General features: G+C 67.5%; 9 protein-coding genes. 1 reads left to right on the top strand and 8 read right to left on the bottom strand.

The features are described from left to right. Positions 1 to 452 (bottom strand): SDR family NAD(P)-dependent oxidoreductase (locus AC04L7_RS07215; protein WP_475512751.1); only part of this gene is annotated, 452 nt, incomplete at its 3' end. Between the two features lie 220 nt (positions 453 to 672). Between AC04L7_RS07215 and AC04L7_RS07210 the strand changes: the two genes are divergently transcribed. Continuing rightward, on the top strand, positions 673 to 1,515 hold the full coding sequence (locus AC04L7_RS07210; protein ID WP_435998767.1) for a helix-turn-helix transcriptional regulator: 843 nt from the start codon (positions 673 to 675) through the stop codon (positions 1,513 to 1,515). On the opposite strand, the gene moeB is transcribed toward AC04L7_RS07210, so the two are convergent. The 7 genes from moeB to AC04L7_RS07175 form a co-directional block, all read right to left on the bottom strand. After that, positions 1,516 to 2,670 (bottom strand): molybdopterin-synthase adenylyltransferase MoeB, encoded by a 1,155-nt coding sequence (moeB, locus tag AC04L7_RS07205; RefSeq protein ID WP_435998769.1) that lies wholly within the window; start codon positions 2,668 to 2,670, stop codon positions 1,516 to 1,518. It lies immediately after the preceding gene. Between the two features lie 18 nt (positions 2,671 to 2,688). Beyond that, positions 2,689 to 3,906: a molybdopterin molybdotransferase MoeA gene (locus AC04L7_RS07200; RefSeq protein ID WP_435998771.1), complete on the bottom strand. Its 1,218-nt coding sequence runs from the start codon at positions 3,904 to 3,906 to the stop codon at positions 2,689 to 2,691. Then, a complete protein-coding gene (der, locus tag AC04L7_RS07195) occupies positions 3,903 to 5,303 on the bottom strand; it encodes a ribosome biogenesis GTPase Der (protein WP_435998773.1) in 1,401 nt (466 codons plus the stop codon). The genes AC04L7_RS07200 and der overlap by 4 nt, the downstream gene beginning before the upstream one ends. Before the next feature lie 183 nt (positions 5,304 to 5,486). Beyond that, on the bottom strand, positions 5,487 to 6,671 hold the full coding sequence (gene bamB, locus AC04L7_RS07190) for an outer membrane protein assembly factor BamB (RefSeq protein ID WP_435998775.1): 1,185 nt from the start codon (positions 6,669 to 6,671) through the stop codon (positions 5,487 to 5,489). Beyond that, entirely contained in the window at positions 6,671 to 7,306 is a 636-nt protein-coding gene (locus AC04L7_RS07185) for a YfgM family protein (RefSeq protein ID WP_299346964.1), read from the bottom strand. Before AC04L7_RS07185 ends, bamB begins: the two co-directional genes overlap by 1 nt. A 61-nt stretch (positions 7,307 to 7,367) precedes the next feature. Further along, positions 7,368 to 8,183 (bottom strand): helix-turn-helix domain-containing protein, encoded by an 816-nt coding sequence (locus AC04L7_RS07180; RefSeq protein WP_435998778.1) that lies wholly within the window; start codon positions 8,181 to 8,183, stop codon positions 7,368 to 7,370. After that, positions 8,183 to 8,774, bottom strand: a 592-nt coding sequence (locus AC04L7_RS07175) for a type IV pilus biogenesis/stability protein PilW (RefSeq protein ID WP_475512750.1), incomplete at its 5' end; no start/stop codon positions are given. The genes AC04L7_RS07180 and AC04L7_RS07175, both read right to left, overlap by 1 nt.

Here is an 8,774-nt window from a genome sequence, read left to right as displayed (position 1 = left end):
GCTCCGAGCAACGACGTCACCAGGGTGACCACCTTGCCGTTGTCGTTGACATGTCTGCCAGCCTCTTTCAGGAAGAAGAACGCCGCTTTTGCGTTGACCGCCGACATTGCGTCGTACTCGGCTTCCGAGATGTCGGTGATCGGCTTCTTCAATACCTTGCCGACCGTATTGATGGCGATATCCGGCCTGCCCACCATCGCGATGGCGTCGGCGAACAGGCGCTCGACGCCGCCCGCCGTGGTCAGATCGCCCTGGATCGCGACGGCGCGGGCGCCGGCATCGCGGACCGCGGCGATGGTCCTCTCGGCGTCGGCATGGGTCGCGTCGCTGTTGTAGTGGATCGCAACGGCGGCAGCGCCTTGCTGCGCGAGGTCACGGGCGATCAGGCCGCCGAGATTCTTGGCGCCTCCGGCGATCAGGGCGACCTTGCCCCGGATGGAATGATCAGTCATGGAAATGCTCCTGGCTTGGGACGGACCTTCGCGGCGATGCCCATCGACAGGGTGGGCAAGAGCGGCGAGGCGCGCCTAAGATGAGGTGAACGCATTCCGGCGGGCTTTCACGATGTCCCCTGCGCTATCAAATTCTCCGGCCTCGACTCACATTAATGACGCGCACGATGCCCACGCGACCGCCACTGATCCAGAACCCGGCCAGACGCCGCAGTACCGCGTGCTGGCGCAAGCGCACTGGCCGGGCGTGGAAGTGCTGCTGTGCAAGGAAGACATACGCCAACGCACGCTCTGGTCCATCGATGAGCCGCGTCACACCGTCATCGTCCATCTCGGCGGAACCATGCGCGAACTCGATACCGAGATCGAAGGAGTCGGCGCCACCCACATGCCTCCCTCGCCGGGCGACATCTGGCTGGTGCCTGCCGGAAAGCGCTATGCCAGCCAGGCATCCGGCCAGATCATCACGTACGCGGAGCTGCGCGTTTCGCCCACCGCCGAGGTGGACATGGGGACCGATCGCCGCGCCGCGATCGAGGGCCTGATGCCGCGACTCGGCCATCGCGATGAATTCCTGCACTACAGCGTCGCTCGCCTTGTACGGCTCAGCCAGCAGGGCGACGACCTGTCGGCGATGATGGCCGAGCGCCTGCAGCTGCTGCTGCGACAGCACCTCTACGACGCCTACCGGCTGCCGGCCACGCCGGTCACTTCGCCCGTCGTGCTGTCGCCGCACGTTGCACGGCGACTCAGCGACCACATCGAAACCGTCCTCGGTGAACGCATCGCACTGTCCACGCTCGCGGCGCTCGCCGGCATGAGCGTGCACCAGTTGCTCATCGCTTTCCGCCGCACGTTCGGCACCACGCCGGCGCAATACATCCTGGCGCAGCGGTTGCGCCGCGCACGCTGGTACCTGCTAAACCGGAACGATGACATCACCGCCATCGCCCTCGCGTGCGGCTTCGCCAGCCACAGCCACCTGAGCGCCGCGTTCAAGCGCGACGCGGGCATCACGCCCCGCCAGTTCCGCGATGGCCTGCGGATGCGCCCGCTGGACTGATCAGCTCGCCCGGCAGAATGCCGCGTAATCGATATAGCCGGGAAAGGGTCTCCCGGCGGCACACACGGGGCAGTCAGGATCGTGGCGCAGGCGGGTCTCGCGGAAGCGCATGGCCAGCGCATCGAAGTGCAGCAGCCGGCCCGCCAGCGTGTCACCGACCCCCAGCAGCAACTTGACCACTTCCGTGGCCTGCAGCAGGCCGATCACGCCGGGCAGCACGCCCAGCACGCCGGCTTCGGCGCAGTTCGGTGCGAATTCGGGCGATGGAGGCTCGGGGAACAGACAGCGATAGCAAGGTTGTTCGCCGCGATGGCGTCCCGCGTCGAACACGCTCACCTGGCCCTCGAAACGCTGCACGGCGCCATACACCAGCGGCTTGCCGAGCTTCACGCAGGCATCGTTGAGCAGGTAGCGGGCCGGGAAGTTGTCGGCGCCATCCAGCACGACGTCCACCCCTTCCAGCAGCCGTTCGACGTTGTCGGCGGTGACACGCTCCGCCACCGCGTCCACCTGCGTGCGCGGGTTGAGCGCCGCGAGCGTTGCCCGTGCCGAGGCGACCTTCGGCTCGCCGATGCGCGCCTCGGTGTGCAGGATCTGCCGCTGCAGGTTGCTGCGGTCGACCACATCATCGTCCGCGATCCGCAACTGCCCTACCCCGGCAGCCGCCAGGTAGAACGCGGCTGGCGAACCCAGACCGCCGGCACCGATCATCAGGACCCGCGACTTCTGCAGGCGTCGCTGGCCGGCGTCGCCGACCTCGGGCAGCAGCAGGTGCCGCGAATAGCGCTCGTTGAAATCACGCGCGTCCGCAGACATCGCAGGCACGACCATGGGACGATGCTCGTCCATCCAGCGCGACGTTCCGCCCGCGACGGAGGCCAGTCGGGTATAGCCCGCCGCTTCGAGTACGCGTGCCGTCTCCAGCGAACGGCCGCCTTTCTGGCAGATCAGCACGATGCTGGCAGCGCGGTCCGGAAGGTGCGCGGCGGGATCGCCTTCGAGTGCGGCTTTGGCGATGCCGCGCACGCCCTCGGCTTGCCCGCCGGCGCGCTCGTGCTCCTCGCGCACGTCGATGAACACACTGCCCTGCGCAAGCAGCGCGGCAACGTCCCGGGGATCGATTTCACGGATGGCCATGCGGCGATTATCGCGCAAGTCGCGGCGCGGTCGGCCTCAGCAGGCGATCACCTCGACGATGTCGCCGGCGCGATAGTCGCGCGCGCCTTCCGGCAGCACGATCAGGGCATTGCTGTCGGCCGCGCCCCGCAAGTGATGCGAGGCATCGGCCGCATTGGGCATGACCTGCAAGCGGCCATCCGCCGTGCTGGCCAGCCAACCGCGCAGGAACTCCAGGCGCTCGTGGGATTTCCGCCAGGGTGCTCCCAATACCGCTGTCCACTGCGTCCGGGGTTCGCGGCGACGCTGCATGCCGTCCAGCAGGCCGCGGCCGAGCGTCAGGAAGGTCGCCAGCACGGACACCGGATTTCCCGGCAGTGCCAGGAACAGCGCGCGATCCATTTCGCCGAACAAGACCGGCATGCCCGGCTTCATCCGCACCTTCCAGAAGTGGATGCGGCCATGCGCGGCAAGCAAGCCGGGGAGATGGTCCTTCTCGCCCGCGGACACGCCACCGCAGGTGATGACCACGTCGAACGCCGCCGCGGCATCGGCCAACAAGGTCTTCATGCGCTCCGGATCGTCAGGCAGCGACGGCCACGCGGTCGGCTCAAGACCTTCCGCCCGCAACAGCCCCATCAGCAGCTCGCGATTGCTGTTGTAGATCTGGCCGGGCGCCAACGCCAGGCCTGGCTCGACCAGTTCGTCGCCGGTGGTGAACACCGCAACGGTCGGGCGCTGGGCGACGGTGAGCGATGCGATGCCGAGGGCGGCGGCGAGCGACGCCCGCGCCGGCGTCAGCCATTGCCCGTGCTCGAGGACGCGTACGCCCGCAGGAACATCTTCGCCACTTGGACGGACGTCTGCGCCGCGGGCGATACCTGCCGGCACGCGGACAGCCCCACCTTCCTCGACGCAGTCTTCCTTGAGGGCGACCGTATCGACGCCCGCCGGCAACGGTGCGCCGGTGGTGATGCGGATGCATTCGCCGATGCCGACCACCAGGCTCTGCAGGCGACCCGCGAACTGTTCACCGATCAAGCGCAGCGACGTCGTGCCATCCCCGGCCAGACTGGCATGTGCGAACGCAAAGCCGTCCATGCGACTGTTGTCGAACGGGGGCAGCGCGATCGGCGAGATGATGTCTTCGGCCAGTATGCGGCCGCTGGCGCGCGTGACGGGTACGCGCTCGGCCTTCAGCATGCGGTTGGCGACGACGCTGCGGACGATCTCCGCAGCGGTGGCGAAATCGATGCGGGTCGGGTAGCCCGTCACTTGCCGCGCTTGACGTGCCGGATCAGGCGGCGCTTCTTGGCGATCTGCTTCTCGGTCAGCACGTTCTTCTTGCCTTCGTAGGGGTTCGCGCCCTCGCGGAAGACGAAACGCACGGGCGTGCCCACCAGTTTGAAGCGCTTGCGGAAGAAGTTCTCTAGGTAACGCTTGTACGACTCCGGCAGCACCTTCAGGCGCGTGCCGTGCACGATGAAGGTCGGCGGGTTCGCCCCGCCCGGATGCACATAGCGCAACTTGGAGACATGCCCGCGGATGCTGGGCGGCGGATTGGTCTCGTAGGCGATCTCGAGCGCCTTGTTGACTTCACTGGTGCCGAATTCCTTCGTGGCCGACGCATGCGCGCGATGGATGGCCTTGAACAGCTCGCGCAGCCCCGAACCGTGCAGCGCGGAGATGCGCACCACCTCGGCCCATTCCACGAATCCCAGCTTGCGGGCGAGCAACGCTTCGGCCTGTTCGCGCTGGTAGGCGGTCAGCCCGTCCCACTTGTTGATCGCCACCACCAGTGCGCGTCCGGCATCGAGCACCGCGCCGAGCACGCTGGCGTCCTGGTCGGTCACGCCTTCGGTCGCATCCAGCAGCAGTACGGCCACCTGGCATTGTTCGATGGCCTGCAGCGTCTTGACCACGCTGAACTTCTCGACCGCTTCTTCCACCTTGCCCTTGCGGCGCAGGCCCGCGGTATCGATGAGCCGGTACTGGCGACCGTCGCGCTCCATGTCCACGGCGATCGAATCGCGCGTGGTCCCCGGCACTTCGGAGGCGATCATGCGCTCCTCGCCCAGCAGCCGGTTCACCAGCGTGGACTTGCCGACGTTGGGACGGCCGACGAAGGCGATGCGCATGCGGTTCGGATCGTTGTCCAGGCCTGCCGTCGCGCCTTCCTCCGGCAGCCGCTGGTGCACCTCCTCCAGCAGGTCGTCGATACCCTGGCGGTGCGTGGCGGAAATGGTGATGACATCGGCGAAGCCGTAGCGCGCGAAGTCCGCGAGCGCGGTGGTCTCATTGATGCCATCGATCTTGTTGATGACCAGCAAGGTCGGACGGGCCGTCTTGCGAAGCCAGGCGAGGATCTCGTCGTCGAGCGCGGAAGCGCCTTCACGACCATCGACGATGAACAGGACCAGGTCGGCCTCTTCAGCCGCCGCACGCGCCTGTCGTGCCGTGGCGCCGGCCAGCCCCTCTTCTTCGCCGGCGATGCCGCCGGTATCGACGACCAGGAACGGGACGTCCTCGTCCAGGCGGCAGACGCCGTAATTGCGGTCGCGGGTCACGCCCGGCTGATCGTGCACCAGCGCGTCACGACTGCGCGTCAACGCATTGAACAGGGTGGATTTGCCAACGTTGGGACGGCCCACCAGGGCGACGAGGGGCAACATGCAGGGAGCAACCGTGAGGAATGAGGGGCGCCGGGCGCCCGGCATCGCGCGGAAGGCGCGACCGGTCCGGTCAGGCAAGGGGCGACCATGGTATCGGAATACGCCCCCCTCCGCGAAAAAGGGCCGCAATGCGGCCCTTTTCGTCTACGAGGGGGAGGTGGCGTGGCCACTCCCCCTGATGGATCACTTGAAGCCGAAGGCCGTCAGCCCGCCTTCCACGTCCTGGACCACCAGGATCCCGTCTGCGGCGACCGGCTTGCCTCGGATGGCCTTGCCGCCCACGCGCGCGCGCGCCGCCACTTCGCCGTTGTCCGTCTTCAGCCAGTGAAGATAACCGTCGTAATCGCCTACCACGGCGTAGTCGCCGTGCATCGTCGGGGCGGTGAGCGAGCGGCGTGCCAGCGTAGTGTTGGACCACAGGGCACTGCCGCTGTATTTGTCGAGCGCCCATACCGTTCCGGCAGGATCCGACACGAGGACGGCGCTGCTGGTCACCGCCAGCCCGCCGACGCCGCCGTTGTCGCGCGTCCAGAGCGGACGGCCGGAGGGCCCTTCGATCGCGACCGTTTCCTTCTTGTAGCTGGTCGCGTACAGCGTGGTGCCTTCGAGCACCGGCGCACCATCGACATCCGCCATGCGCTCAAGTTCGCTGCGCCCTTCCGGCGTGCCGACCGTCTGGGTCCACATCGACCGGCCATCGCTCGCCGAAAGCGCGGTGACCGTGCCGTCGTCGCCCGCCGTGAACACGATGCCAGGGCCGACGACCAACGGCGCATTGCCGCGCACGGTCAGGCTGGGAAGTTCGTTCGTCCAGAACCAGCGGCGTTCGCCCGTATCCGCCGCCAACGCCGTCACGCGCCCATCGTTGCTGCGGACGAACACCACGCCGTCGCCGACGACGGGCGCCGCGATGACTTCGTTCGGCACCTTGGCCTGCCACTTCTCGGCGCCCGTGGCCGCATCCAGTGCGATCACCTGGCCATCGAGGGTGCCCACGACGACCAGGCCGTTCCCCGCACCGGGCCCGCCGGACAGGCGCAGGTCGGACTTGTACTGCCATGCCTGCTTGCCGGACTGCAGGTCGAAGGCGCGTACGCCGCCCTCCACGGCGGCGGCATAGACGCGGCCACCATCGACCACGGGGGCCTGCTGCAGGCCAAGGCGTTTTTCGCCCTTGCCCACATTGGCGCTCCACAGTTTCGCGACCGTCACGGTGGGCGTCACGTCAACGAGTTCAGCCGGTTCGACCGGCTTCTCGCCTTCCTTGTCCTTGCCGGAGAACCAGCCCTTGACGGTGCTGCAGCCACCGAGTGCCGCAACGAGCGCGGCGGCGGCGGCCAGACGGACGACCGGGGAAATCGGGCGCATCATGCCGCACCCCCCGACTTCGGCGGCGTGCCGCCGGCGTCGATCAGCTTGAGTTCGACCAGCCTGCGCTGCGGAGAAACCGCATCCAGCGTCGTGAGCGCGCGGGTATAGGCCTCCTGCGCCTCTTTCACCTTGCCCGTCGCAAGCAGCGCATCGCCGCGCACTTCCAGACTCGAGGCATCGTCTGCCTTGGCGAGCAAGGTCAGTGCTTCATCATGTTTGCCGGCGTCGATCAGCAGCCGCGCCAGGCGCAGGTTGACCAACGGACGGAGCGCCTCATCGGGCGTCAGCGCGCGCAGGGTGGCGATGGCGGCATCGCGCTCACCCGCCTGGAGCTGCGCCTTCGCCAATTGAAGGCCGGCCGCGTCCGCATAAAGTTCGTCTGCCTTGACCAGCGCATCCACCGCGCCCGCCGCCTGCTTCAGATCTCCCTTGGCGAGACCTTCGACGGCCGTCTGGTAACCCTGGTAGGCCTGTTCCTGCTTGGCGGCCCGATCCTTCTGCCACCACTGCCAGCCCAGAATCACGCCGAGGCCGAGGACCACGCCGCCCAGCAGGCCGGCACCGTTGCTCCTCAGCCAGCTGCGGACACGTTCGCTTTGTTCGTGCTCGTCGAGCAGATCATCAATCGCCATGCGCTCTCTTGCCCCGTCTCATGCGGGGTCTCGGTCTAGGTTGGACAGACCCGCACGCGGGTCAGTCAACGACCGGCGCCAGGGAACCCTCAGAGGATACCGTAAAGCGTGCAACGTTCGCTCGCTGGTACGGCGCCAAGTCCACCGTACTCCCGGCTTGCTGAACCTCGACCGCCGTCGCGTCGCCCAGTTTTACGCGCCCGACTTCGCCCTGCGCATAACGACGCTCTTCGCCTGCACGCAGCAATGCGTGCTCGACCTTGCGACCGTCGGGTGCATTCACTTCCACCCAGCTGTCGCCCTTGAACGTCAAGGTCAACCACGACGGCGCAGCGCGCGGCACCGGAGTCAGGGACGCGACATAAGGCGCAGCGTGCGGCCGACTGGCGGGCGCAGAAACCTCTGCGCCTGCTTCACCGGAGCGGTTGGACGCCGGAACGACATCCAGCGAGGCCGTTGCCGCATCGGGGCCAGGCCCCGCGGTGGGTCGCAGCGCCATCCACACCGGGGTGGCGATCACCAGGGTCAGCACGACATAGACGGCACGCCGCTTGAAACTCTCGAACACGTACTGGACGCGGGGCGTATGCGAATGGCTGACCAGTTCGGCCGGCCTGGACACCACGGCGTCCGCCTGCTGCAGGAACGGCTCGACGTCCACCTTCAGAAGTCGGCCATAGCTGCGCAATTGCCCGCGCACGAACACCGCGCCACCGGACTGCTCCCACTGGCCGGCCTCGAGCGCCTGAAGCACCTTCACCGGCATCTTGAGCCGCGTACTGGCCTCCTGAACCGACAGGCCGGCCTGCTCGCGTGCCTGCTTCAACGCCTCGCCGCACCCCTGCGACGGAGACACATCCCCGACTACCGATTGCATCATGGCCCTGCATTTCCCCCAGAATTGACGTCCTGCGCGTCGGGGAACTCCGCCCGAATCCGCTGAACATATCGACTGGCAGCGGCCTTGTCGCCGAGTCTTTCTTCAATTTGTGATGCGAGTTTCAACACCGCCGGGCTGGCCGGGCCAGCCGCAAGCCTGCGCTCCACGAACGCGCGGGCCGACAGGTACTGCTGGCGACGGAACTCGAGCTCGGCCATGGCTTCCAGCGACACGGCGTTCGCGGAATCCATGGCCAGCGATTGACGCAGGTCRCGCGACGCGCGCTCCACTTGGCCCGCCTTCAGCGCGCAGCTTCCGGCGTTCGCCAGKGCGGCGGCCGGCGTCGCATAGCCGGGCGCCTGGACCGCACGATCGAACCAGACGAGCGACTCCGCCGCAAATCCGTTGGCGCACAGCCAAGTGCCATAGTTGTTCTGTGTCGACCCATCGCGGGGCGCCACGTCAGCCGCACGCCGATAGAGCTCCCCTGCACTCTGCAGGCGCCCCTGGCGATCCTCGCTCACGGCCAGGAGGGTAAGCGCATCCGCCGAACCCGGATCGAGCTTCAGCGCGGCGCGGGCTTCCTTC

The sequence above is a fragment of the Pseudoxanthomonas sp. LjRoot204_2 genome (assembly GCF_056175765.1).
The sequence above is the reverse complement of the archived record's forward strand: the minus strand, read 5'-3'. Positions and strand labels throughout refer to the sequence as shown.